This window comes from Halobellus ordinarius (assembly GCF_031823395.1).
In the GTDB taxonomy this organism is placed as follows: Archaea; Halobacteriota; Halobacteria; order Halobacteriales; family Haloferacaceae; genus Haloquadratum; species Haloquadratum ordinarius.
Genome location: NZ_JAVQKJ010000006.1, coordinates 136,102 through 161,083 on the forward strand (window position 1 = coordinate 136,102; position 24,982 = coordinate 161,083).

At 63.9% G+C, this 24,982-nt stretch carries 25 protein-coding genes and 1 pseudogene; 16 read left to right on the top strand and 10 right to left on the bottom strand.

Features of this window, described 5'->3' with window-relative positions:
- The first annotated feature begins 5 nt into the window (after positions 1-5).
- A complete protein-coding gene (locus RJT48_RS09785; RefSeq protein ID WP_311172099.1) occupies positions 6-1,202 on the top strand; it encodes a thiolase C-terminal domain-containing protein in 1,197 nt (398 codons plus the stop codon).
- Entirely contained in the window at positions 1,199-1,750 is a 552-nt protein-coding gene (locus RJT48_RS09790) for a Zn-ribbon domain-containing OB-fold protein (RefSeq protein ID WP_311172100.1), read from the top strand. The genes RJT48_RS09785 and RJT48_RS09790 overlap by 4 nt, the downstream gene beginning before the upstream one ends.
- 46 nt (positions 1,751-1,796) lie before the next feature.
- Here RJT48_RS09790 and RJT48_RS09795 read toward each other — a convergent pair whose 3' ends face one another.
- Positions 1,797-3,398 (bottom strand): long-chain-fatty-acid--CoA ligase, encoded by a 1,602-nt coding sequence (locus tag RJT48_RS09795; protein ID WP_311172101.1) that lies wholly within the window; start codon positions 3,396-3,398, stop codon positions 1,797-1,799.
- A 259-nt stretch (positions 3,399-3,657) separates the two neighbouring features.
- The gene (locus RJT48_RS09800) at positions 3,658-4,128 is read right to left on the bottom strand and encodes a VOC family protein (RefSeq protein ID WP_311172102.1); all 471 of its coding nucleotides are present in this window, start codon (positions 4,126-4,128) and stop codon (positions 3,658-3,660) included.
- A 467-nt stretch (positions 4,129-4,595) separates the two neighbouring features.
- Here RJT48_RS09800 and RJT48_RS09805 point away from each other — a divergent pair, with 467 nt between their 5' ends.
- The 6 genes from RJT48_RS09805 to RJT48_RS09830 all read left to right on the top strand — a co-directional run bounded on the left by RJT48_RS09805 (position 4,596) and on the right by RJT48_RS09830 (position 10,876).
- Positions 4,596-5,198 carry an LURP-one-related/scramblase family protein gene (locus tag RJT48_RS09805; protein WP_311172103.1) on the top strand — a complete coding sequence of 201 codons (603 nt, stop codon included), beginning with the start codon at positions 4,596-4,598 and terminating at the stop codon, positions 5,196-5,198.
- A gap of 217 nt (positions 5,199-5,415) precedes the next feature.
- Entirely contained in the window at positions 5,416-6,867 is a 1,452-nt protein-coding gene (locus RJT48_RS09810; protein WP_311172104.1) for a dihydrolipoyl dehydrogenase, read from the top strand.
- Between the two features lie 182 nt (positions 6,868-7,049).
- The gene (locus tag RJT48_RS09815; RefSeq protein WP_311172105.1) at positions 7,050-7,406 is read left to right on the top strand and encodes a hypothetical protein; all 357 of its coding nucleotides are present in this window, start codon (positions 7,050-7,052) and stop codon (positions 7,404-7,406) included.
- A 67-nt stretch (positions 7,407-7,473) separates the two neighbouring features.
- The gene (locus RJT48_RS09820; RefSeq protein WP_311172106.1) at positions 7,474-8,259 is read left to right on the top strand and encodes a sulfite exporter TauE/SafE family protein; all 786 of its coding nucleotides are present in this window, start codon (positions 7,474-7,476) and stop codon (positions 8,257-8,259) included.
- Between the two features lie 71 nt (positions 8,260-8,330).
- Positions 8,331-10,199 carry a PAS domain-containing sensor histidine kinase gene (locus RJT48_RS09825; protein WP_311172107.1) on the top strand — a complete coding sequence of 623 codons (1,869 nt, stop codon included), beginning with the start codon at positions 8,331-8,333 and terminating at the stop codon, positions 10,197-10,199.
- Between the two features lie 179 nt (positions 10,200-10,378).
- Complete coding sequence (locus RJT48_RS09830; protein WP_311172108.1) at positions 10,379-10,876, top strand: redoxin domain-containing protein; 498 nt, start codon at positions 10,379-10,381, stop codon at positions 10,874-10,876.
- A 534-nt stretch (positions 10,877-11,410) separates the two neighbouring features.
- On the opposite strand, the gene RJT48_RS09835 is transcribed toward RJT48_RS09830, so the two are convergent.
- The 4 genes from RJT48_RS09835 to RJT48_RS09850 all read right to left on the bottom strand — a co-directional run bounded on the left by RJT48_RS09835 (position 11,411) and on the right by RJT48_RS09850 (position 14,127).
- A complete protein-coding gene (locus tag RJT48_RS09835; protein ID WP_311172109.1) occupies positions 11,411-12,646 on the bottom strand; it encodes a methyl-accepting chemotaxis protein in 1,236 nt (411 codons plus the stop codon).
- Positions 12,647-12,720: 74 nt separating this feature from the next.
- On the bottom strand, positions 12,721-12,966 hold the full coding sequence (locus tag RJT48_RS09840) for a glutathione S-transferase N-terminal domain-containing protein (RefSeq protein WP_311172110.1): 246 nt from the start codon (positions 12,964-12,966) through the stop codon (positions 12,721-12,723).
- 90 nt (positions 12,967-13,056) lie between these two features.
- Entirely contained in the window at positions 13,057-13,509 is a 453-nt protein-coding gene (locus RJT48_RS09845) for an OsmC family protein (RefSeq protein WP_311172111.1), read from the bottom strand.
- A 108-nt stretch (positions 13,510-13,617) separates the two neighbouring features.
- Positions 13,618-14,127, bottom strand: coding sequence for a hypothetical protein (locus tag RJT48_RS09850; RefSeq protein ID WP_311172112.1), 510 nt, complete (start codon positions 14,125-14,127; stop codon positions 13,618-13,620).
- 108 nt (positions 14,128-14,235) lie between these two features.
- Between RJT48_RS09850 and RJT48_RS09855 the strand changes: the two are divergent.
- From RJT48_RS09855 to RJT48_RS09865, 3 genes and pseudogenes are all read left to right on the top strand, one after another.
- Positions 14,236-14,499 (top strand): annotated as a pseudogene (locus tag RJT48_RS09855) (thiamine pyrophosphate-binding protein); the annotation flags it as partial.
- Positions 14,476-15,177, top strand: a complete 702-nt coding sequence (locus RJT48_RS09860) for a thiamine pyrophosphate-dependent enzyme (RefSeq protein ID WP_345784747.1) — start codon at positions 14,476-14,478, stop codon at positions 15,175-15,177. The pseudogene RJT48_RS09855 and the gene RJT48_RS09860, both read left to right, overlap by 24 nt.
- A gap of 52 nt (positions 15,178-15,229) precedes the next feature.
- Entirely contained in the window at positions 15,230-16,456 is a 1,227-nt protein-coding gene (locus RJT48_RS09865) for a cation:proton antiporter (RefSeq protein ID WP_311172113.1), read from the top strand.
- A gap of 38 nt (positions 16,457-16,494) precedes the next feature.
- Here the strand turns inward: RJT48_RS09865 and RJT48_RS09870 are convergent, their stop codons facing one another.
- Both RJT48_RS09870 and RJT48_RS09875 read right to left on the bottom strand, forming a co-directional pair.
- On the bottom strand, positions 16,495-18,027 hold the full coding sequence (locus tag RJT48_RS09870; RefSeq protein ID WP_311172114.1) for a potassium channel family protein: 1,533 nt from the start codon (positions 18,025-18,027) through the stop codon (positions 16,495-16,497).
- Between the two features lie 267 nt (positions 18,028-18,294).
- A complete protein-coding gene (locus tag RJT48_RS09875; protein WP_311172115.1) occupies positions 18,295-18,699 on the bottom strand; it encodes a hypothetical protein in 405 nt (134 codons plus the stop codon).
- A 240-nt stretch (positions 18,700-18,939) separates the two neighbouring features.
- On the opposite strand from RJT48_RS09875, the gene RJT48_RS09880 reads away from it, so the two are divergent.
- From RJT48_RS09880 to RJT48_RS09900, 5 genes are all read left to right on the top strand, one after another.
- Positions 18,940-20,589 (top strand): glutamate synthase-related protein, encoded by a 1,650-nt coding sequence (locus tag RJT48_RS09880; RefSeq protein WP_311172116.1) that lies wholly within the window; start codon positions 18,940-18,942, stop codon positions 20,587-20,589.
- Between the two features lie 88 nt (positions 20,590-20,677).
- Complete coding sequence (locus RJT48_RS09885) at positions 20,678-20,947, top strand: hypothetical protein (RefSeq protein WP_311172117.1); 270 nt, start codon at positions 20,678-20,680, stop codon at positions 20,945-20,947.
- The gene (locus RJT48_RS09890) at positions 20,944-21,441 is read left to right on the top strand and encodes a dihydrofolate reductase (RefSeq protein WP_311172118.1); all 498 of its coding nucleotides are present in this window, start codon (positions 20,944-20,946) and stop codon (positions 21,439-21,441) included. The genes RJT48_RS09885 and RJT48_RS09890 overlap by 4 nt, the downstream gene beginning before the upstream one ends.
- 19 nt (positions 21,442-21,460) lie before the next feature.
- The gene (locus RJT48_RS09895; RefSeq protein WP_311172119.1) at positions 21,461-21,631 is read left to right on the top strand and encodes a hypothetical protein; all 171 of its coding nucleotides are present in this window, start codon (positions 21,461-21,463) and stop codon (positions 21,629-21,631) included.
- A gap of 212 nt (positions 21,632-21,843) precedes the next feature.
- Positions 21,844-22,587, top strand: coding sequence for an NAD(P)H-hydrate epimerase (locus tag RJT48_RS09900; RefSeq protein WP_311172120.1), 744 nt, complete (start codon positions 21,844-21,846; stop codon positions 22,585-22,587).
- Positions 22,588-22,610: 23 nt separating this feature from the next.
- Here the strand turns inward: RJT48_RS09900 and RJT48_RS09905 are convergent, their stop codons facing one another.
- Entirely contained in the window at positions 22,611-23,831 is a 1,221-nt protein-coding gene (locus tag RJT48_RS09905; protein ID WP_311172121.1) for an MFS transporter, read from the bottom strand.
- Between the two features lie 63 nt (positions 23,832-23,894).
- Entirely contained in the window at positions 23,895-24,911 is a 1,017-nt protein-coding gene (locus RJT48_RS09910) for an NAD(P)/FAD-dependent oxidoreductase (RefSeq protein WP_311172122.1), read from the bottom strand.
- Positions 24,912-24,982: the final 71 nt, after the last annotated feature.

Here is a 24,982-nt window from a genome sequence, read left to right on the forward strand (position 1 = left end):
TTCGTATGTCACAGAACGCAGCAATCGTCGGCGGCGGGCTCACGAAATGGGGTGAGCGCGACGCCACGTGGAAGGATCTCGCACAGGAAGCCGGGAAGGCGACCTTCGACGACGTCGAGGGGATCGAGCCCGACGACGTCGAGGGGCTGTTCGTCGGCGCCGTCCAGCCGGAGCGCTTCGCGTTCCAGAGCCACGTCGCGCCGCTCGTCGCCGAACTGCTCGGCGTCGACGTGAACGGAATGCTCGCGCGGACCGAACTCGCCTGCGCGAGCGGGCAGGCCGCGCTTCGGTATGCCTGGCTGGCGATCGAAGCCGGCAAGATAGACGTCGCGCTCGTGCTCGGCGTCGAGAAAATGAACATCGACCGCGAGCATATGCCGGAGATCCAGTCGAATATGACGAACGTGCTGGATCGCGAGTTCGACGGCGTCAACGGACTCAACGGCCCCTCGTGGTTCGCACAGTACGCCCAGCGCCACATGCACGAGCACGGAACGACACCGGAACAGCTCGCGATGGTGAGCGCGAAGAACAAGAGCCACGCCGCAGAAACCGACTTCGCGCAGTACCAGAAGCACGTCGACGTCGACGACGTGCTGGAGTCGTACGAGATCGCGCCCCCGCTGCGGTTGCTGGACTGTAGCGGAATCACCGACGGGGCCGCGGGCGTCATCCTCGTCAGCGAGGAGAAAGCCGAGGAACTGGACGTCGACAATGCCGCCTACATCACCGGCAGCGGTCAGTCCTGTCAGGCGAGCAATTCCGTCAACAACATCCCGTCGTTGACCACGTGGCCGCAGGCGCGCGAGGCGTCCCAGCAGGCCTACGACGAGGCTGGCATCGAGGATCCCGTCGAGGAACTCGACGTCGCGGAGGTTCACGACTGCTTCTCTATCAGCGAGATCATCGAGTACGAACAGCTCGGATTCGCCGAAGAGGGCGAAGGCGGGAAATTCATCGAAGAGGGTCGCAGCCACCTCGACGGCGACGTCGCGGTCAACCCCCGCGGCGGCCTCCTCGGCTGTGGCCACCCGCTCGGCGCGACGGGCGTCTGTCAGGCCCTGGAGGTCTATCGCCAGTTCGCCGGCGACGTCCCCAGCGCGCGACAGGTACCGAACGACCCCGAGACGGGACTCATTCACAACCTCAGCGGCAGCGCCTCGGTGCACAGTGTGATGACGCTCGCGAGGGACCCACAATGACCAGCCACGACAGCCCACACGACGAACAGGGCGAGCACCGCAACACAGACGAGCGACTCCGACCCGACGGCGGCGAATCCGAACCGCCGAGAGGGACGATCACGCTCCCCGAGACGGTGGAGTTCCCGGTGCTCTTGGACTTCTATGACCTCCAGGACCCGGAGCACACCCAGATCCACGAGTTCTACGAGAACCTCCGTGCGGGCTCGCTCACCACGACCGAGTGTGCCGACTGCGAGGCGATCCACTTCCCGCCGCGTATCGTCTGTCCGGAGTGTCACAGCGACGACCTCGACTACACGGAACTGCCCCACGAGGGAGAGATGCACTCCTTTACGGAAGTTCGCGGCACCGCGCCGATCGGGATGACCGACGACCCGCCTTTCGTCGTCGGTGTCGTCGACCTCGGTCCGGTTCGACTCTCCGCGCGCATCGACGACGCCGCGTACGAGGACCTCGACATCGGCGATACGGTCCGACTGAAGGTGATGGACATCGACGGGCCGACCGAGCAGGATCGCGTGTTCTACCGGTTCGTGCCGGTCTAATCGAGCAGGTCCAAAGAAAAAATCGTCGAACGGATTCGCCTCTCGGTCAGTTCACGTCGCGCTCTTCGTCGTCCCAGTGTTCCTCGCGGAGTTCGAACTTCTGGATCTTCCCGGTCGAGGTCTGGGGGAGGTCCTCGCGGAACTCGACGCTCGTGGGACATTTGTAGTGGGCGAGGCGGTCGCGGCAGAATTCGATCAGTCCCTCCTCCGTAAGGTCAGACCCCTCCCGTTTGACGACGAGCGCTTTCGGTGTCTCGCCCCACTTCTCGTGGGGGACGCCGATGACGGCGGCCACCTTCACTTCGGGGTGATCGTAGATCGTGTCCTGTACCTCGATGCTGGAGATGTTCTCGCCCCCGGAGATGATGATGTCCTTCTTCCGGTCGACGATGGTGAGCATATGGTTCTCGTCCCAGGTGGCGATATCGCCAGTGTGGAACCACCCGTCGATGCGGTCGTTGAAGGCCTGCTCGGTCTTCTCGGGTTTGTTCCAGTAGCGGTCTAACACTTGGTTACCGCGGACGACGACCTCACCTTTCGTTTGATCGTCCGTCGGGACGACGTCGCCGTCCTCGTCGACGACCTTGATCTCGGTGTTGAGCGTCGCGAAGCCGGGTTTGTTGATGATGTCGTATTTGTCTCCCTGGTCGATCTTGCGCCGAGAGTTGCTGGTGGTGACGATCGGACCGGTCTCGGTGGCGCCGTAGGCGTGGATGATCCGCCAGTCGAGTTCGTCCTCCGTGCGCCTGATCGTCTGCTTCGGCGGCGGGCTCGCGGCCGTCTCGACGCGGACGTCTTTCTCGCCCGTCGAGGGGACGTCGCTGTCCTCGTAGTATTCCAAGAGCATATTCAGGACGGTCGGCGCGCCGCCGAGGTAGGAGACGTCGTACTCGTTGATCCGCTCGAACACCGTCGCGGGGTCGAACTGCCGCTGGATGACGTGTCTGCCGCCGATTCCCGTGAGGCCGTAGATGTGCCCCCAGCCGTTGATGTGGAACATCGGCGACGTCCAAAGCAGCGTGTCGTCGTCCTCGAACTCGACGTGGTGGGAGTGGATCAGCGCGTGGTAGTGCTGGATGCGATGAGTGTGGACGACGCCCTTCGGATCGCCCGTCGTGCCGCTGGTGTAGAGAATCGTCGCGTCGTCGTCTTCGCTGATGTCGGGCCGTTCGACCGCGTCGGGGTCGGCATCGCTCAGCACGGACTCGTAGTCGTGCCACGCCGCTGCGTCGCCGTCGTAGCGGTCGGCGTCGTAGACGACCCACTCGTCGACGTCGCTCTCGTCGCGGAGGTGTTCGAGTTTCCCCGCGTAGTCGTAATCGGCGACGACGACGTCCGGAGCGCAGTCGTCGATGAGGTAGTCGTACTCGTCAGGCTGTAGCCGAAAGTTCAGCGGGACGAAAAGCGCCCCGAGTTGCATCGTCGCGTACAGCGTCTCGATGAAGTAATGCGAATTCGGGGACAGCAGCGCGACGCGGTCGCCCTTCTCGACGCCCCACTCCGAGAGCGCATCCGAGAGCCGGTCGACGCGCTCGCCTACCTCGTTGTACGTGTATTCGGTCCCGTCCTCGGCGATGACGCCGGTGTCGTCGCCGAACAGTTCGACTGCGCGATCCAGAAAGTCCGTCGTGAGTAGTGGTCGGTGCATAGGTGATCAGCCGTGAGTTACGGTGTGGGAAGCAAGCGGGTCGTCCGCCGAGAGGGTTTCCGCGACCCGAGCGGCGGCCGTGTGCAATCACCACCTCCGACGGGGTGGTTTTGCTAATCGTTGCCTTCCCACGCTGCTGTTCGTGTACTGATTAACAATCGATTTTAAACTTTCGGTAAGGTTTACCATCCTATTACTATGCCACGCTGACTGCAACTAAATTAATGCACCCTGTGGACACAGCACACAGGTTCCGGCGTTACTCTTCCGCGCTCAACCGCACTTCATTCATAAAGAACGACTCCTCGTCGAAGTCGCGGCCGTCGGTGAAGGCGTCGGTGTACTCCATCAACTGGAACAGGACGCCAGTCTCGTTCCGGGGCGAGACGAACGCCTCGGTCCACTCGTCGTAGGATCGGCGGTCGATCGTTTCGATGCCCGCGCTACCGAGCGATTCGATGACCTCGTCGATATCAGCCACTTCGAGTGTGACGTGATGGAGTCCGGATCCGTGCCGCTCTAGATACTCCGTGAGAAACGAGTCTTCGGCGATCGGTTCGATGAGTTCGATTCTTGACACGTCCCCCAGCACGTAGTAGACCCAGCGGAAACGGTCCTCGACGGTGTCGTCGATAATTTTCTCACAGCCCAGAGCGGTCAGGACTGGCTCGGCGGACTCGACTGATTCGACTGCGATACCGATATGATCGACACGGATGTTCGGCGCCATCTCGTCTCACGAGTTTGCAAGCATCTCGTAAAACTGCTTTGTAGCGCGTTTCTTCGGGTTGGATGGTACGGATTTGGGGCAGATTCACAACCCCATTGACAGACTGCATTTGAATGTCCCTGGCGGAACTCGGTTCACTCGCGCCTGGTAACCTCTTGAACGGTAACTCAAAGCGAGTACAATAAGTATATTATATATTTGTCTTATATATTTAAAAATTGATGGTAATAGATCGACTATTATTGACTTGGTTTTGATGACTATAGAAGCGGGCGAACAACGAGTAGTTCAGCGATTCGAACGAACTCAGACTGTTACTTATATCACAAGTTAAATATCATATATCAGTACATACTTTCCAAATGTAATTCGAAGCTCTATACGATTTTTTCCACCAACAGCAACGGGGAGTAATCGTCCAAGACCGAGTGAAAGACTTAATTCGACCGTAGTTCATTTGGGTAACTATGTCCGAGTCCTCCACATCGCCGTCGACGACGTCCGACTACAACATCTCCACCGTCGATCTGGACGACGACCGCTACGAAGTCAAGCAGTCGATGATCCGGAACAAGTACGTCGTCCGAGACAGCGCCGGCGACGTCGCCCTGAGCGGAAAGCAGAAGCTCTTCAAGATGAAAGAGGAGTTCCCCTTTGTCAACGGCGACGGCGAGGACGCGTTTACCGTGAAGGCCGGTGGGATTCTCGACATCGCGGGGAACTACGCGATCATCGACGCGGGGACCGGCGAGGAGGTCGTCGTTCTCGACGAGGATTTCTCGCTGTTCGTGGAAAACTGGACGGTTCGGGATCCCGATTCGGGGGCAGTACTGGCGACCATCCGATCGAAAAACAAACTGTTGGCGGCGCTGCGACATCTGATCTCCGTCGCGAATCTCATCCCGAACAAATACGAAATCTTCGACGCGGACGGCGATCACGTCGGCGACATCGAGGGGAAGTTTTCACTCCGAGACGCCTATACTGTCACCATCGACGATGCCAGCGAGGTCCCGAAGGAGGCGGTGATCGCCACCGCGTGTGTTCTCGACGCGCTCGAAAACAAGTAGGCTGGCGGCGTCGCCTTTGACCCGGTAACTCATTCGATCGACGACGGACGCCAGTCGGCCTGTGGATCGGCGCGACGGCCCTCCGCGTCCGCTTGGCAGGACCACGGGCGGGAACGCCTCCCCGGACTGGATCGATGAACCCAATCGTTCGATGCCGGTCGGGTTCGGGGTTGCACGCCCGCGGATGATTCTTACACCAGGGCCCCGAGGGTACCCTATGGACGAAGTTGACTTCCTGGTGATCGGCTCCGGTTCCGGGCTCGACGTCGCGAACGCCGCCGCGAACCAAGGGCAGTCGGTGGCCATCGTCGAGAAGGGCCCGCTCGGCGGCACGTGTCTCAATCGGGGGTGTATTCCCTCGAAGCAGTTACTCTACCACGCGGACGTCCTGGAGACGATCGAACGCGCAGGCGAGTTCAACATCGAGGCCGAGGTGACGGACGTCGCGTTCGCGGATATCGTCCGCGAGGTCAACGAGGGCGTTTCGGAGGATTCGGAGTCGATCCGGCGCGGACTCCGCTCGTCGTCACAACATACCCTCTATGAGGGTGAAGGGCGGTTCGTCGCCAGCGAGGGGGGAGATCCCTCGGGCAGCCGGACAGTCGAAATCGTCGACGGCGCCGACGAGGGAGCACGCGTGCGGGCCGAGACGGTCCTGATCGCTGCGGGAACCCGACCGTCGATTCCGCCGATCGGCGGGATGGACGACGTCGACTACCTGACGAGCACCGAAGCGCTCCAGCTCGAGACGCCGCCGGACCATCTCGTCGTCGTCGGTGGCGGGTACATCGCGGCCGAACTGGGGCACTTCTTCGGGACGTTCGGCAGCGACGTGACCATCGTCGGCCGGCGGCCGAACCTGCTTCCGACGGCAGACGAAGAGGTCGCCGAGGCGTTCACCGAGCGATACACGGACCGTTTTACCGTCCACACCGGCCACGCGGCCACCGCCGTCTCGGAATCGAACGGCGCGGTGACCGTCGAAGCCAAGCCCTACGAGTACGGCGACGACAGCGGCGTGATCGACGAAGAAGGCGTTACGGTCACGGGTGACGAACTGCTCGTCGCTGCGGGACGGCGGCCGAACACTGACCTGCTGAACGTCGAGGCCGCGGGCGTCGAAACCGACGACCGCGGGTTCGTCGAGACCGACGAGTACCTGCGGACGACCGCCGAGGGCGTGTGGGCGCTGGGCGACATCGTCGGGGAGTACCTCCTCAAACACAGCGCCAATCACGAGGCGGGGGCGGTCGCCCGGAACCTCTTCGGCGAGGAACTCTCGCCGGTCGATTACACTGCGATGCCCTTTGCGGTGTTCGCCTCCCCCGAGGTCGCCGGTGTGGGTGCGACCGAGGGAGAACTTCGCACGGCCGGCACCGAGTATGCGACCCGGACGTACGAGTACGACCGGACGGCCCGCGGCAGCGCGATGCACGCCGACGGCTTCCTGAAGGCGATCATCGACCTCGAGGGGACCATCCTCGGCTGTCATATCATCGGGCCGGAGGCCTCTGACCTGATTCAGGAGGTCGTCGTCGCAATGAAGGCCGGGTCGGGAACGGTACAGGACATCAGAGAGTCGGTCCACATCCACCCCGCACTGTCGGAGGTCGTCCAGCGTGGCTTCTCGGGGCAGTTCACCCGCGGCGGACACGAGCACTCCCATTGAGGTAGCGCGAACGGACGTCGCCGATCCGAAATCGCCTCGGCCTACGTGACGGCATCCGTTTTGGGTCTACTGGTCCTCCTGCTGCCGGGACACCTCTCCCTACTTAAATCTTGGTCGCGGAGACAGTTCCGTCGCACGCCTGCCAACGTCATATATCGGAGCCGGTCCCAGAGAGAGGTGTAATGACGAAGGCAGCAGTCATCATTCTGGCAGGGACAGAAGGACACGAGAACCTCGGTCGCATCGTCAACGGGCTCGAAGCCGCCAAAGAGTTCGCCGAGACCGACGGCGACGACGTCGAAGTCATCTTCGACGGTGCGGGCACGGAGTGGATCCCGGAACTCGAAGACGAGGACCACGACCTCCACGGACTCTACCAGACTGTCCGCGACGACAGCGCCGTCTGTGACTACTGTTCGGGCGCCTTCGGCGTCGCGGACGCGGTCGCCGACTCCGGGCTGGTGACCCTCGACGACCACGACGGCCACCCGAGCGTCCGCTCGCTTGTCGACGAGGGCTTCGAAGTCCTCACCTTCTGAAACTTCTCCGGCGGAGCGGTACCCCACCCACTGTTTTGATCCCGCGAGTCCATCAGAGTCGTACGCGATGATCGTGACGGCCACACCGACGACGATCGCAATCGTGACAGCCGTCGTGCTCGTCGCCGGCGCAACCAACGGGGTCGCCGGCTTCGGGTTCGCCGTCGTCGGAACGATGGCGCTGGCGACGATGATCGACCCGGCGACCGCGGTCGTGTTTATGATCGTCCCGATCTTCGCGGTGAACCTCTCCCTCGTGAGCGATCTCTCCCGCCGGGAACTGCGGACGTGTAGCCGGCGGTTCTGGCCGCTGATCGGGGCGGCACTCGTCGGGACGGTCGTCGGAATGGCCGTACTCGGCCGGATCCCGGAGGCCCCGCTCCGCGTCGGCCTCGGCGTCCTGACGCTGGGCTTCGTCCTGAGCGCGCAAAAGCGGGTCCCGCTGCCGGCGTGGACGGCGGTCGGGAGCAGCGATCTCGGCAGATCGCGAGCGGGAATGTTCGGCGTCGGCGCCGTGTCGGGCCTGCTGTTCGGCGGCACCAACGTCGGCGTCCAACTGATCGCGTATCTCCGGAGCTTCGACCTCTCTCACGGCCTCTTCGTCGGCGTCGTTGCGCTGGTGTTCCTCGGCCTGAACGGCATTCGCGTGGTCGTCGCGGGAGTATTGGGCCTCTACCCGAGTTCGACGGTCGCCGCCGCGTCGCTTGCGGCCGCGCTGCCGGCAGTCGCGGGCGTCGCCGTCGGCAAACGGTTCCGAAGCCGGATCTCCGCGCGCGCACGACGGTTCACCGTCCTCGGGCTGTTGACAGTCGTCGGTCTCAGACTGGTGACTGGCGGACTCGGCATCCCCTGAACCGGGCGTCTGTGTCCCTCGGTTTCCTGCCCGCGGCGGTTTTAAACAGAACCGGCACACCTACCTGTCGTATGACCGTTTCCGGGTCCGATTCGGACGGCGCTTCCGACTCGGCGCTGCGTGCCCAGCGGTACGAGAAGATCTTCCGTCACAGCAACGACGCCGTGCTGATCGTCGACTTCGAGAGCGAAGCGTTCGTCGACGCCAACCCGGCCGCCTGCGAGATGCTCGGCTATCCCCGCGAGGAACTGCTGTCGCTCGACCCCGCCGACCTGCATCCGGGCGAGATGGACCGTATCAGAGCGGAGTTTCTGTCGCAGGTGTACGAGAACGGCTCGGGTTGGACGGACGACCTCGACTGCGTCACGAAATCCGGACAGGTGGTCTCGACGGAGATCTCCGGTGCCGTGCTCCCGGAGGGTGAGACGGACGGTGAGCCGACACGGATGGTCGCGATGCTCCGTGACGTGACCGAGCGCCGGAGGCGAAAACGGGAGGCAGAGCGGACCTTCGTGGAACTTGAAGGAGTCCTCGATAGCCTGAACGATCTGGTGTTTCTCCACGACGCCGACGGTACGATGCGATACGTCAACGAGGCCGCCGTCACGCGACTCGGATACACGAAAGCGGAACTGCTGGATGCCTCGCCGCAAGAGCTCTCGTCGCGGGAGGACGTCGGACGGTACGACGCGCTGGTCGAGCGGGTCAGAAAGGAGGGTTCGGTGACGTTCGAGACGACGCTCGTGACCGCCGCGGACCGCGAGATCCCCGTCGAAATCAGCACCTCGAAAACCCGGTTCCGCGGCGACCGGGCGCTTCTCAGCGTGGCCAGGGACGTCAGCGGTCGAAAGGAACGGGAACGGGCGTTGCGGCGGTTCAAAAAGGCGGTCCAGCAGGCCGCCCACGCCGTCTTCATCACCGACACGGACGGGACGATCGAGTACGTCAACGCGGCCTTCGAGAGACAGACCGGTTTCGCAGCCGCGGAGGCGATCGGGCGGACGCCTCATATTTTGGATTCCGGCACTCACGACGAGGCATTCTTCGCAGATTTGTGGGGGACGCTCCTCTCGGGGGGAGTCTGGCAGGGTGAGATCGTCAACGAACGGGCCGACGCGAGCGAGTACTACGCCGACCAGACGATTGCGCCGATACGCGACGACGACGGCGATCTCGAAGCCTTCGTCGCGGTGAGCACCGAGATAACGGAACAGAAGAAACTCGAACGGAAACTCACCGAACAGCGGGACAACCTCGACGTCCTGAACCAGATGTTGCGGCACGACATCCGGAACGATCTCCAGTTGGTGACCGCCTACGGCGAGATGCTCACGGATCACGTCGGGGACGGAGGCGATGCGGCCGAGTACCTCCAGACGGTACTCGAAAGTGCCGAGCACGCGGTCGGATTGACCAGAACCACACGGGAGATGTCCACCGTGATGCTCAGCAACGATGCGGACCGACACCCAGTCGACCTCCGGGATACGGTCGAAGCCGAACTCGAAAACTGCCGGTCGTCGTACTCGGAAGCACAGATCACAATCGAAGAGCCGTTCCCCGCCGTGGACGTCGCAGCGAACGAAATGCTGAGTTCGGTGTTTCGCAATCTGATCGAAAACGCCGTCCAACACAACGACAAGGCAGTTCCGAAGGTTGCCATCTCCGCATCCGAACGCGACGGAGACGTCGCTGTCAGGATCGCCGACAACGGCCCCGGCATTGCCGACGCACGTAAGGAGGCGATCTTCAACAAAGGGGAGAAGGGCGTCGACAGTGGTGGCACCGGACTCGGTCTGTTCCTCGTCGAGACGGTGGTCGAACAGTTCGACGGCGACATCCGGGTAGAAGACGGGCCTGCAGCGGAGTTCTCCGACGACGTTGCCGGCCCGGGGACGGTGTTCGTCGTCGAGGTCCCGACCGCGTCCAGCGCGGCGTAGCAGATCGCCCGACGGAACCTGGAGACATCGATGTGAGCGAAATTGGGTTTTGTTTGCACACCCGAACGGGGATTAATACGTCGTGTCACCCAGTTGCGATTGACTATGAAGCGTGCTAGCGTCATAGCTACGAACAACTGCGTCGGCCCGCGGACCCGGGCCATACTCCGAGTCGAACGATGATCGATCAGGGAGCGACGGCACCCGAGTTCTCGCTGCCCGGAATCAAGGTGAGTGCGGAGGATGGGACGCCGTCTACGTATCGGTTATCCGATGCGCTCGAAGACGGTCCGGTCTTCCTGAACTTCTACGTGTTTGACTTCCACCCTAAATGCACGGAGAACCTGTGTGACCTCCACGACGTCGAGTGGTTCGGCCTCGAAGAGTCGGTGACGGTCTTCGGGGTCTCAACCGACGGATCGTTCAGTCATCGGGCCTTCGCAGCGGAGCAGGGGCTGGACTATGCGCTGCTTTCGGACGGCGACGGAAGCGTCGCAGAAGCGTACGATGTTCTCTACGAGGAATTCAAGGGCCACAAGCGGGTTGCGAAACGCGCGGTCTTCCTCATCGACACGGATCGCACGGTTCGCTACGCCTGGAGCACGGACGATCCGAGTCGGCAGCCGAACTGGACGGAAATCGAAGCGGCACTCAGTCCGTTGATTCCGTCCCATTGAGTGCCCACGCGGACATCGACTGCAGAACCCCTCGTTTCGGGGACCGAGTATTCACCGTCCTTCGAGGCGGAGGCCCCGCCCTCAAGGAGCGCAGGGCTTCCGGCTCTGGCGGAAGCACAAGCGAGTAGGGCGGGGAGGAAGCCGACCCAGTGAGAAACAACCGAATAAGGGGCTGCATTGATGGTTCCGGAACGTTTTTGCGCTCCAACGTACCGTATCTCTGGTACTGCATCGGAACCAAACTGGGGTCGATGCAGGGGCCGCCGTAGACCGGCCCTGAACTCGGGGACGAGGACACGTCCCTGCACCGCAAATGTGTCCGTCTGAGTCCACCGGGAATTGAAGTCAGGTGAGACGGCTTCGGACGCTGACCACGGAACGGAACACCGCACAGGAATCCCCTCTGCGTGCCTGTTCTGCCGTCCTCCACCGCGCCACGTCCACGCACGGGGGCGGCTGGCTGAAACCGCAACCACGGAGAAAGCCCCGCCCTCAAGGAGCGAGCCGAAAGGCCAGTGAGTAGGGCGGGGTAGTTTACTCCCCGGTGCTGCCGAGTGTGTTTTCGAGCTTCCGGAGTAGCTCCTGGTTGTGACTCTTGATCCCGTTTGCCTCTGTCAAGATCATCTCGGATTTCCGAGTCGCTTCGTCGGTCATCATCGCGAGTTCCTCGGTGCTTTCGGCCTGTTGGCCGGTCGCGGTGGCAATCTCGTCCATACTGGCAGAGAGCCGACCCGTAACCTCCTCGATCTCCTCGAAGGTATCGACAGACTTCGACACCTCACGCCGTCCGGCCTCGGTCTGTTCGGACACGCCCTGAATGTCTTCGGCCACCGTTTCGGTCGCGTCCGTTATCGTCGTAACCAGGTCTCGAATCTGTGCGGCCTCCTTTTGACTGTCCTCTGCGAGCGACTTCACCTCCTCGGCGACGACAGCGAATCCCTCACCCCCATCGACGCGGGCCGCCTCGATGGAGGCGTTGATCGCGAGCATATCCGTCTGATCTGCGATCTCGTCGATGGTATCGACGAAGCGATCGATATCGTCGACGTGCGCCGAGAGCGCCTCGATCGCCTCGGCAACGCGTGTCGCCCGGGTATGAATCTCGTCGATACGCTCGCGCAGCGCACGGGCTTTCGTGTATCCCTCCTCGGCGAGGTCCGCCGCGTTGTCGCTTTGGTCGCTAACCTCGTCGGTCGAGGCGGCGATCTCTTCGACGGCGGCACTGATGTCTCCGACCTCCTGGCTCAGCTTTTCCATATTCCGTGCCTGTTGCTCCGTGAGAGACTCGATCTCGGTCGATCGCTCCGTGACTTCTTCGGTCTTCCCGTGTATTTCCGAAAGCGTCTCGGTCGTATCTTCGATTCCGTCCGCTCTTGCCTCTATGCGGGCGTGTGCGGTCGCGATTCCGGCGATATCTCTCGCGGTACTCCGTTGGATCTGAGAGACAGGAGCCGCCTTTTGATCCGCCTCCCGGAGGAGCCGCGTCTGGAGTTCCACCAGTAGCGTCGACAGGTGCTCCGAGGTGAGACCGCATTCGGCACAGCGGCGGGCGAACGCGGTGATCGCCTCGTCGCTCCCCGAAGGGAGAACCGACGTGAGATACGCCGCACCCAGTCCGGAGAGACGCTCCGATGGCTGGGCACTGGCATCAACCAGATCCGCCGGGATCGCCTCCCCGGCGAACGATTCCGCGCGTGCTTCGGTGTCCGGAAGGACCCCGTTCAGTTCCGCTCGGGTCAGTTCGCGCGAGGTGCTTTGCGGTTCGTTCATACGGTTTCTCGGAGTTGTTCGGTTGGGCTACTCGATTGCTGACGCGAGACGGAGGTCACACTCACTGTGAGCGATCAGCCGTAGGTCCGTTCCAGGTGAGCGACGATCTCGTCGCTGTCGGTGAGCCACCCGCTCTCTGTGGCCGGATCGAAGAGTGCAGGGACGCTCCGCTGTCCGGTCCGTTCGTGCAACTCCTCGCGATCAGTGTGTTTGTCCGGGACTACCGTCTCGTCGTACGCCAGGTCCAGTTCGCTCAGTTTACTGCGGACGCGCTTCGAGTATGGACAGTCACGCCGGTCGTACAGTTCCAGGTCGGACATTCCACTCGCGTGTACGATCGTGGGTATATTAGCCGTACATCGGGCGTGCAACTGGTCTACACACTCAAGGCGACGAGGCAGAGATGAGAGTCACTGTGTCGTGATCTCGACGGTCGGTGCGTCCAGTTCGGTCCGACAGAGCGCGTGAAGGAAACAGGTCTGTTCGGACATTTCGACGATGTCGCGGGCGGACGACTCGGATCCGTCGGCGTCGAGGAACACGGCCGTCTCGACGGGGTCGGCCCGACCGGGCGCTTCACCGCGTTCTCTCGCGCCAACCGAGAAATGTGTCTCTTGGACGATCCGGTAGGCGTCGAGATCTCTATCGACGATGTCCGCATAGCGGCCGATCTGCGTCATAAAGCAGAATCCCAACCCTGCGGCCACGTACGTCATCGCCGGCGGGGCTCGACCGCGCCCGCCGTGGCCCGACGGCTCCTCGGACCGCAACTCGAAGACGGTGCTGATCGGGCTAAACAGCTCGACTTCGACGGTTTTGACGCCGTCCTCGCCGATCGTGCAGGTGCCGCGGATATGGAGCACGCGGTCGTGATCCTCCTGGAGGCTGGATCCGCTGCCGCTCGTGTACTTTTCTTCTGCGTCCGGCAGTGGCTCTGTCGTCCGACCGGTCCGATGGATCGTCGGTCGGTCCTATTCCGCCGCGTCGTACGTCAGGTCCTCGAACGCCTCTTTCGGATCCTCGACGGACGTCGCCGTCGCGGCCCCGTTTTCGTCCAGCGGAACTGGGGAACCGTTGAGGGACAGCTCGAATGTGCTCTCCCGTACGTCGATCAGCAGGCCGTTGACCGGCGACGTCCGCGTCGCAGTCTCCGCGAGGTCGCAGAGCGTCTCGGCAGGGGCGTCGGCGTCGAGGTCGACCGACAACTCGACCGGGAGCGCGCCGCCCGTCATCGTCCCAGCGAGTGCCGATCCGTTCATCGTGTAGTAGTTGTCCTGTACCAGCGTGACGTCGCCGATCTCGATCCCGCGATCATCAGCCAGCGCCAGGAGTTCGTTCGCGAAGGAACTGACCATCCCCGTCGTGAAAAACGCGAGCGGCGCGGGAGCGATGTCGTCGCCGTCGAGGTACTCGCCCTCGTCGCTGACGAGCCGCCACGTCGCCCCGGAGACTGAATCGGTCACGAGCGCCTCCTTTTGCATCCCCGACAACGAGCGTACGAGGGTCCGTTGTGACTGTCCGAGTCTCGGTTCGGATGCATCGAATAACGGCGACGTCCGGTCTGTGACCTCGAACCCGAGCGGTTCGACTGCCCGGTGTTGACGACGTTCAAGGCGAAAGGACAGATCCCTGATTCCCACCCGCTCGCGGGCGGCGTTCTCGGTCGGAGCGGAACGCCGATCGCGAGCCACTTCATGAACGAGTCGGATCTCCTCGCGGTCTTCGGGGCGAGCTTTTCGAACCACACCGGGATCGCGGAGTACAAACCGATCATCCACGTCGACTTCGACGCGATGACGCTCGGGAAGTTCCACAGCGTCGACGTGCCGGTGTGGGGCGAGATCGGCGTCACGGTCGAGGAACTGGACGCGCGTCTCGACGACGACCTCGCGGCCGAGAGCCAGCGGGCGGAGCTCGCAGACCGGTGGGAGATCTGGCGCGAGGAGAAGGCCACGCGCCGCGCGGAGCCGCCCGAGCGCGGGATCAACTACGCGACCGCCTTCGAGGCGATGAGTCGGATCGTCCCCGACGACGCCATCATCCCCGTCGACGTCGGCAACAACACCTACGCGTTCGGTCGATACTTCGAGCCGGCGGGACAGTCCGTTCTTATGTCCGGCTACCTCGGCTCGATCGGCTTTGCCTTCCCGGCGGCGCTCGGCGCGTGGGCGGCCACGCAGGAGGCCGATTCGCGGTTCACGGGGTGTCCCGTCGTTTCGGTCTCAAGCGACGGCGGGTTCGGCCAGTACCTGAGCGAGTTCACGACCGCCGTCAAATACGAGATGGATCTCACGCACGTCCTGCTCAACGACGACGAACTCGGGAAGATCAGCAAAGAGCAGCGGACCGGCGGGTGGGACGTCTGGCAGACTGACCTCGTGAACCCGGATTTCGCCGCCTTCGCCGAGAACTGCGGCGGGTACGGTGTCCGGGTCGAGGACAGCAAAGACCTCGACGACGCGCTCGAAACCGCGATCGAGTACGAGGGCCCCGCCGTCGTCGAGATCCTGACTGACTCCGATCCCATCTGAATGCCGGATCGGACGGTCCGCAGACGACTCTCAGTCGGCTTGCCTCCCCACAATGAGTGAACTCACACCGCTCGTGGTGAACGTCATCGGCGTGTTCACCCTGGCGCTCGTCGCCCGCTTTCTCGTCCGGAACCGTGACCGACTGGCCTTCGCGAGCGTCCTCGTCTCTCTGGGGGTCCTCGTCTCGGCGCTGGGGCTCTCGTTCGACCTCGAACTCACGTCCGATCTAATTCTGACCGTCTTCCTCCCGACGATCATCTTCCAGGGGACGACGACGCTCGATGCCCGCCGGTTGTGGCGGAACGCCGGCCTGATCACCGTTCTCACCGTGCTCGGACTGCCGCTGGCGATCGTCCTCCTGGGAGCGGTGGGGACGGTCGCGTTCGGGTTTCCGCTGCTCGTCGCGCTGCTTTTCGCCGGGGTCATCCTTCCGACCGATCCCGCCGCCGTGCTGTCGATCTTCGAGGAACTCGACGTCTCCGAACGCCTCGCGATCACCATCGAGGGCGAGAGCCTCCTGAACGACGGCGTCGCCGTGGTGATCTTTTCGACGTTGCTCGCCGCCTTCGGCTCGACGGGGTCCGTCGCGGCGCTCGCGACGCCGCGCGGGCTGGCCGCCCTGGCCGGGGACGTCGCGGTGGTCGGCGGGGGCGGACTGCTCCTCGGCGCGGCGGTCGGGTACGCCGCCCACGCCGTGATGCGGCGGCTGGAAGACGAGATGAGTATCCTCCTGCTCACCGTCATCGTCGCCTACGGCGGGTTTCTCCTGGCCGAACACTACCTCGGGCTGAGCGGGATCCTCGCGGTGGTCGGCGCCGGGTTGCTGATGGGGGCCCACGAGGAGACCCACCACAAGATGAGCACGAGCGAGTACCACGTCCAGGAGCTGTGGACCACGGCGGGCTTTCTCGTCACGACGGTGCTGTACGTGCTCATCGGGGCCGAGGTCCAACTCGGCGCCTTCGTCCGGCACGCGGACCTCGTGGTGGCTGCCGCCGTGCTGGTCGTACTGGCCCGCGCAGCCACGATCTACCCACTGGTCTCGGCTACGAACGTCCTCGGCGACCGGCCCGTCCCCCTGTACTGCCAGCACGTGATGGTCTGGGGCGGCCTCCACACCGTGGTTCCCGTGGCGCTTGTGTTGTCGCTCCCGACGCAGTTTCCCTTCCGCGAGGAACTCCAGGTGATGGTCTTCGGCGTGGCGGTGGTCAGCATCGTCGCCCAGGGGCTTTTGATGCCGGCCGTGTTGTCGCGTCTGGGGATGGGAGATGCCGCATAAAAGCGACGGGCGCTCTTCCCATCGCGGCAGTTCCGCCCTCACCGCGTCACGCGGCGGCCGAGCGAAAAGACGAAAACTGCAGTCAGGAACGCCCCTGCGAGCCCCTCGGAGGCGGCCAGAAAGCGGCCGACGTCGCCGACCGGATGAACGTCGCCGAGGCCGAGCGTCGCGAAGGTCACGATGCTGAAATAGAGGCCGTCCAGCGCGGCGACGGCCCCGTGGCTGCCGTAGTTTACGACTTGGTTGCCGGACGAGAGACCGGCGGTCGCCGGGTAGACGAGCGCACTGACCGCGATGACCGCCCCTGCCAGCAGGGCCGTCCGCTGCGGCCGCTCCCCGTAGCCGGCGATCGTATCGAGGAAGGCGTTCGTCAGCCAGCGCACCCCGGCGTCGAAGCGATGGGCAGGCGTGTATGCGGCCGACGCCGCGTGGCTCGCGTACCGCTGCCGCCGGTATCGTAACTCCCGGACGAAAAACATCGACGCCGTCTCGCCGTCGCCGACTCCCGAGGCCCCCTGCTTGGCTTCGAGATACGTGTGTTCGAGTCCGTCCGTGTCCTCGGTCGCTTCAGCGTCTCCGATGTACTCGTGGAGGCGCCAGTCGTTGGCTCGCAGTACCTCCCGGTAGGCCGCGAAGGGGAACCCCTCGAACCGCGTCCGGTAGAACCGGTACCGGTCGAAGGTGTCCGGTTCACAGTCGAGGTCGACGTCGCCGACAGTGGCGTCGGTGAGATCGTAGGTCGCGACCGCCGAATCGGGTTGGTCGAGATGTCCTTCCGAGACCGTCGCTCGCGTCAGGCGACACCGGAGGCCGGCAGCCGGAAAGACGCGAAGTTCCCCGACGGACGTCTCCGAGGGGTCGAATTCGGTATCCACGTTTTCGCTCCCGACACGGTCGAACGTCGCGTGCTCGACGGCTGCGCCGACGAACTCCGCGCCCTGCTGGAACTCCGTCGCGACGAACTGCACCCGCCCCAGCGCGGCGTTCGGGAAGTGGCCACCGCCCGCGAGGATGACGTCGTCGAAGTCGAGCCACCCGTCCACCCGGCAGGCGGCACACTCGACGGTGCCGCCGAACTCCGTGTCTCTGACCTCTAGGTTCCGCTCGAAGGCACCACGGCGGGCACGCAGCGCGACCGACTGCTCGCTTGTGGCGCCGAACGCCGTTCCCTCGACGGTGACGTCCATCTCGGCTGAGGCGCCCGTCACGTCGAGTTGGCCGATCCGAGAGTCCGCGATCGCGAGCGGGTGTCGGACGACCGATCCCGAGAGGTCGAGCGTCCTCTCGACGGTTATCTCCCGGAACGTGATTCTGCCGACGTCGTCGCCGTCGATGACGAGCGCCGAGAGGTCCAGCCCGGTCAGGTCGACGTCGACGTACTCCCGGCGGGCGGGGTCGTCCGCGGTGACATCCGCGAGGAACGCAGTCCGGAGTTCCGACGGCGTGACCTCGGCTGCGCGCCGTTCGTCCGGCGTGAGATGGAACACACACCGCTCGTGATCTCCCGTCGTCGGTCGTGGGCACGTTCGCTCGGCCCCATCGACGGTGTAGCGGTAGGTACAGCGGCTCATACTGGTCGCTCCGCTCGGAGTGTCGGGACGGGTGTCGAGCGTTCCGGTGTCGGTTCTTGCTGCATCACTACTGAGGTGGTCCTGGGATCATCTGAATGTACTGTCTGGGTCGTTTTTGGGTTCGGAGCTCAGTCCGGTGCGTCCGGAGAAATCCAGGGGTTTGTTTCGATCAGCGGGAGGCCGTTCGCAGCCAGTGTCGCCACCGAGTGAAGCTGTCTCGACGTCGTTGCCGGGAGGACGGTCGTCCTCTCGGCACGCGTTCGGGAATCACTCCTGTGCCCGCTCCATCTCGTAGCTCAGCCGGTGGGGCATCACGCTCAGCGCGCGGACGATGGCGCCGAGGGCGATGAAGATGCCCACGAGGATGTGGCCGACGCCGCCGAGTTTGAGCCACAGGAGCGTCGAGGGCCACTTGTGGATCGTCGCAAGCGTCGCGTTGACGGCGCCGCCGCGCGTTCCACCACTGCCACCCGCGAGACTCGTGTCGGGGAACGACGCGAAGAAGTTCTCCAAGAGCGGATGGAACGACGTCAGCTCGAAGAACAGCGCGGCACCGATCAACAGATACCCCACGGCGGCGAAGACGGCGCCGACGGCGAGCATCTTTTTGATCGATCCGACCGTCGCTTCGATCTCTGCGAGGGATTGTCGGTCCGGGTATTCGTCTGCCATACCCGTTCATTCGAGGGAGTTATATATAGCGCCACAGCGAGCGTGGGTGTCGGTTACACACACGCCCAGCAGTTCTATTCCTCTGGGAACTCTGCAAGAAGTGAACAGTATGTTTTCAGGACACGAACGCAGGCAATACCGACTATCGAGTACGGTGTTTTGCGAAGAGGAGTACCGAATAGGCGGGCGAAAACGAAACGCGCGTCACGTCCGACTCCGCTCGAAGCGAGGGAGAGACGAATGAGCCGGAGCGACGCTGGGTCGCCGGAACGCGTCGCGACGTGGAGCGACCTGCCTGACCGGGAGCCGAGACACGTCCGGGTTGCGGACGTCGATCTCGTCGTCGTCCGGTACGACGGGGAGGTTTCTGTGCTCTACGGCCGGTGTCTCCACCGAGGCGTGCTCCTCGGCGACGGACGCGTCGAGGGCGATAACCTCATCTGCGGCGTTCACGGCTGGGACTACCGCATCGACACGGGGGTCAGCGAGTACGACAACTCAGAGGTCCTAGCGACGTTCACGGCCTGGGTCGACGAAGCTGAAGACGCCGTGTACGTTGATGCCGCGGAAGTCACGGAGTGGGCCGAGGACAACCCCCAGCCGTACGATGAGCCCGAGGAGGCCGACAGCGCGGCAAACCCCGAGTTCTACGGCGACCCCGACGAGGAGAAAGAACCCTACACCCACTACATCCAGAAGCTCGCACAGAGAGGGGCTGAGGGGATCGGCGAGCACGGCAGCGTCTCGGCGATGGGCGTGCCCCGCAGCGAACTCCCGAGCTGGGACGACCTCCAGATCCTGACGGCGCAACTGGCGCGGCGGCCGCTCGCCGACGGGGCACCCGTCGACACCGAACTGGTCGTTGGCCCGAACGCGGAGAACCCACTCGAACTGGAGATTCCGATCTTCGTCAGCGATATGAGCTTCGGCGCACTCAGCGAGGAGGCCAAAGTCGCCATCTCGACGGGCGCCGAACGCGCGGGGACGGGCGTCTGTTCCGGTGAGGGCGGGATGCTCCCCGAGGAACAGGAAGCCAACTCGCGGTACTTTTACGAGTACGCCACGGGCAAATTCGGTTGGGATCTCGACCTCGTCGAAGGGGTCCAGGCGTTCCACTTCAAGGCCGGCCAGGGCGCGAAGACGGGAACCGGCGGCCACTTACCGGGCGAGAAGGTCCAGGGTCGCATCGCCGAGGTCCGCGACCTCGAACCGGGAACCGACGCGGTGAGCCCCGCCCGCTTCGAGGAGTTACGGACCCCTGAGGACTTCGCCGCGATGGCCGATCGGGTCCGCGAGGTCGGCGGCGGCATCCCGATCGGGTTCAAACTCTCCGCCCAGCACGTCGAAGACGACATCGACTTCGCGCTGGAGGCTGGTGCGGACTACATCATTCTCGACGGCCGCGGCGGCGGGACCGGCGCGGCACCGGACGTGTTCAAAGACAATATCTCCGTCCCGACGATGGCCGCCCTGGCCCGCGCCCGCCGACACCTCGATTCGCGCGGCCGGTCGGACGTGACGCTCATCGCGACGGGCGGACTCCGGACGGAATCGGACTTCCTCAAGGCGATGGCACTCGGCGCAGACGGCGTCGCGGTCGCCAACTCGGCGATGCAGGCGATCGGCTGTCTCGGGATGCGCGCCTGCGACTCGAACAACTGTCCTGTTGGAATTGCGACACAGCGGGAGGATCTCAGAAGCCGGGTCGTCGTCGAATCCGCGGCGGAGGGGCTCCAGAACTTCTTCGAGGCGACGATCGAACTGATGAAGGTGCTGGCCCGCGCTTGCGGTCACGACAGCCTTGCGGGGTTCAACCGGCAGGATCTGACGACCTGGAAAAAAGACATCGCGGAGCTGACCGGCGTCGAATACGCGGGATTCGGGCAGTGACAGGACCTCCGGAATAAATGTATCGCCAGCGTGCGTCCCCGGGGGCATCGCGCGATAACTCCTAACCCGTACGGCACCACGGTGGATTATGGCGATTGAAACGACTCCCGAGCCGACACCGACCCGCAACGACGTCATCCCGGACTCATATGCGGTGTACGTGGACCCAGGACGGATCTACGTGTGGCAGTACCGGGTCAACATTTCCGAGCCGGACGGGCAGTGGTACTTCGTCGAGACGCTCGACCGCGACAACGATCCGAAACTCTCGATGGACCACGCCTCGCTGATGCCGCCGACGGGGGACGGATACTGGATCTACAGCCGAACGTACGACTGCGAACTGGATTGCGAATGACGGGGACAGACGTCGAACTGACGAGCGTCGCGGCCGTGGCGGAAAACGGCGTCATCGGGCGAGACGGTGAGATCCCCTGGCCGAGCATTCCGACGGACAAACGACAGTACCGGAACCGGATCGCCGACTCGCCCGTGATCTTGGGACGGGTGACGTTCGACTCGATGCGTGAGGACCTTCCCGGGACGGCCCAGATCGTGTTGAGTCGCTCGGAAACCGGGTACGATGTTGAGACGGCGTACCCTGCTTCCGGCGTCGCGGAGGCGATCGCGACCGTCGAATCGCTCGGAGCCGAAGAAGGATACGTGATCGGCGGTGCCGGCATCTACGGACTCTTTCAGCCGGCCGTTGATCGGATGGTTCTGAGTCGAATCCCCGGCGAGTACGAGGGAGACGCCTACTTCCCCGAGTGGGATACAGCCGAGTGGAGTCGGGTAAAGACCGTGGCGTACGACCGTTTCACGCTCGAAGAGTGGGAGCGGGCATCGTCCTGAAGCTGATGTTGTATCGAGGATGACACCCCCGACACTTCCCGACGATCTCGCGGCTTCGCTCGCGAACAACCAGGCGGAGCTGATCGGGTTTCTGGAGACCCTCGTGGGCTTTGACACGCAGAACCCGCCCGACGAAAGGGTCGCCATCGTCGAATGGCTCGAATCGACGCTCTCGGCGGGTCGCCGTTGACGACCATCACGTCGTCGTCATCGTCGCCGAAGTACTCGGGGCCGAACGATGGGGCCGACGCTCGGGATAGCGTCCCGAGGAAGAACGTCCTGAACGTGCACACCGTCCGTGCTGCTGCAGGAGACAGAATTCCCAGCCACGCCCCGCACAGCGACCGATAGTTACCTCCCACTCACTGCGAAATATTTGTCTGTACCGCGCGACAGGGAGGTATGACCCGAACCGAATTCCGCACTGTGGGCGGCAACGACGTCACGGCGATCACCGCCGCGGGGATGCGCGAGGTCGACCGCGTCGCCGTCGAGGAAGTGGGGCTGGAGCTGCTGCAGATGATGGAGAACGCCGGGCGAGCGCTCGCGTGGCACGTCCGGGACGTCCGCGACGATGCAGGCGATGTTGTCGTCGCGGCCGGCAACGGCGGCAACGGCGGCGGCGGGATGGCCTGCGCGCGGCACCTCGCGAACCGCGGCGTGGCTGTCCGGGTAGTGCTTGATCGGGCGCCGTCGGAGCTGACAGGTGCGGCGGCTCACCAGGCACGGATTCTCGACGAGATGTCCGTCCCGATCACGACCGGGACCGAGGAACTCGCCGGCGCGGACTTGTCTCCGGTCGTCGTGGACGCGCTCATCGGGTACGGGATCGCCGGCGAGGTTCGGCCCCCGGCGAGTGACTACATCGAGACACTGAACAGTCGATCGGAGCCCGTGGTGTCGCTGGATGTGCCGTCCGGACTGGACGCGACGACGGGAGACACACACGGAACCAGAGCGAGGCCCGACCGTACGGTGACGCTCGCACTTCCGAAAACGGGACTCCACGCCGTCGAGAACGACCTGTATCTCGCGGATATCGGGATCCCGAACGTCGTCTTCCACCGGCTCGATATCGCGTACGATACCCCGTTTTCGGACGGTGATTGGGTCGAACTGGAGCGGTCGGGGCCCGACGGTCAGTAGGAACGATCCCTCCGAGCGGATCGTCACCCCCGGCCCTCAGCGAGTAACTTAACTTCGGGACGGCCACGCAGTGTGAGCATCGCAGCCGTGCCGACCACGGGGCCGATTGCAAGCGGGGCGAATGCCCACCGCCACCCGATCAGATCCGCGACGACGGGCGTCAACTGTATCGATCCCAGGGTTAGCAGGAAGCCGATCGCGGTCTGGAACGTGAGTGCGCTCCCGACGTACGAATCGTCGGCGAGTTCAGAGACGGCAGCCGAGAACTGTGCGGAGTCCGCGACGATAGCGAACCCCCACAGGAGGACGAACGGGACGACCAGGACCGTCGGCGCGCCAAAGACGAACCCGGCGGTCAGGCACGCCCCGCCGCTTGTGACCATACTCGCACTGGTGACGGTCGTCCGACCTAACCGATCCGCGCTGATGCCTGCGACGACGGCACCGATCCCACCGATTGCAATCGTCCCAAACGTCACCAACGCGGCGAAGGCTTCGGTCTCGCCACCGCTTGCGGTGAAACTCGAAGAGAGGTACACCGGGATCCAGGCCCAGACCGCGTAGAGTTCCCACATATGACCGAAGTAGCCGATATTGGCGAGGGTCGTTGCCCGGTCCCCGACGATCCGCCGGATCGCCCCCGGATCGAACGGGGCCGCCATTGCCTGATACGGGCCGGGTTCCACGAACAGGACCAGCACGGCACCGAGCGTAGCGAGGCCCGCAGCACCGAGCAAAACGGGCGTGGGCTGTCCGACGCCACCGACGGCGCGCAGGAGGTGAGGCATCGCGGACCCGACGGTCAGTGCACCGACCAACACGCCGATTGCGAACCCCCGTCCGGCCCGAAACCAGCCCGCCATAATCTTCATCCCGGGGGGATATACCCCCGCGAGAGCCACACCGGTCAGGAATCGAAGGACGACTGCCGGGAGAAAGGAACTGACACTCGTCGCAATGACAACCGTCGCAGCCGCACCCGCGACTGCCGAGCCCGAAAACAGGTAGCGCGGCTTGATCACGTCGGAGACGGTGAAAAGCGCCGAGAGGAGCGCGCCGACGACGAACCCGAGCTGGACCGCGTTGGTGAGCCACGCGGTTTCAGTCGCTGAGAGACTCCAAGCCGCCGCCAACTCCGGACCCACTGCCGAGACGCTGAACCAGAGCGTCATCGCCAGTAATTCGGCTGTCGCGAGCAGTGTGAGGACCCGGTATTTCCGAGAGCGCGTGAATTCTTCGGCCATTATCTCACTCGTTTAATCCGGTTCTCCCGACTGCGCCAGTAGTTCGAGAACTTCTCGACAGTCTCATTCGCCGTAGGTGTGGAAGTCGACGGCCTGCTCGAGGAGTTCGTCGGGGAGCCCCGGAACCTCCTCGGAACGGACCGGCCCCTGTTCGTCGAGGAGGTCCGGATCACGCGGGAAGTCCCGGAGTTGGAAGTGCACGTCGATCCCGGCTTTCGCGCCCTGCCCGAGCGCGACCGGGACCTGGTTGTGGCCGGGCGTGCAGTCGCCGACGGCGTAGACGTCGTCGACGGAGGTCCGCCCGTGGTCGTCGACCACGATCGAGCCGTCGTCGTTGATCTCGCAGCCGAGTTCCAGCGCGAGGCCGTTGTTGTACTCCGCGCCGTACATCGCGAAGCCGCCTTTGTACTCTCTGACCGTTCCGTCCTCGAACTCTAAAGCCTTCAACCACCCGTCCTCGCCGTTCTGGACGCCGGAGACGTCCTCCTCGACGACGTCGATCGGGTGGCCGTCGAGCATCTCCGCGGTTTCCGCGCTCCACTCGGGGTCGTGACCCCGCGTGAGTATATCGACCTCGTCGGTGAAGTTGAGCATAATCCCCGCGACGTGGGCAGCGCTCTCGGCGTGGCCCATCACGTACACGGGCTCGTCGACGAACATATGCGCGTCACAGTGGAGGCAGTAGTGGAGTCCGCGTCCGGTGCGCGGCAGCGGCGGGTCCGGTCTGACGTCGTTGAATCCGGTCGCCAGCACGACCTGGTCGGCAGCATAGGTCGCGCTGTTGCCCAACAGGCGAAGTTTGTCACCGCGAGAGCAGGAAGTGACCATATCGCGGTGGATGTCGCAGCCGTAGGCGTCGAGTTGCTCCTGGCCGATTCCGAGGAACTCCGCGCCGGTAGTCCCCTCTTTGACGCCCAGAAGGTTGTGGACCTCCTGCATCATCGCCGCGCGGCCGCCGCCGCGGTTGATGACCGCCGTATCGTGTCCGAGGCGCGTGCTGTACAGTGCCGCCGTCATCCCGGCTGGGCCGCCACCGACGACGACGACCTCGTACTCGTGGTGAGTTTCATCTGTGCTCATATACACCACCTCCGCAGCGGTCTACAAGGGTCTTTTCGCGAGTGTGCAAGCGGATACAACACCCGCGTCGT